At 64.6% G+C, this 268-nt stretch carries 1 pseudogene; it reads left to right on the top strand.

The features are described 5' to 3' along the window. Positions 1-132 precede the first annotated feature (132 nt). Positions 133-268, top strand: a pseudogene (locus SB725_RS31475) (SPOR domain-containing protein); the annotation flags it as partial.

Genomic DNA, 268 nt, shown 5'->3' with positions numbered 1-268 from the left:
GCAGTGGGCTGGCGCCGCGCGTGCAAGGGACTGCCGTCGCAGCGTCGCGGTAGCAGGGTGTAACGTATGGTCGCGGTCCTTGCCCTGGGTCGGCATGCTAGAATCCGCCCCTTCGAATCTGGAGGTACACGCGTGCGCAAACTGGCTGTGGTAATGGCAGTGCTCGCCCTGGCGGGCTGTGAAAACGAGGTCGAAGGCGTGCACAAGCAGGTGGCCGAGCACCTGCACAACCCCAAGACGGCCAAGTTCGGCAACGTGCGGATCGACA

This window comes from Pseudomonas sp. SIMBA_041 (assembly GCF_046535095.1).
GTDB classification, from domain to species: domain Bacteria; phylum Pseudomonadota; class Gammaproteobacteria; order Pseudomonadales; family Pseudomonadaceae; genus Aquipseudomonas; species Aquipseudomonas mucoides.
The sequence above is the reverse complement of the archived record's forward strand: the minus strand, read 5'-3'. Positions and strand labels throughout refer to the sequence as shown.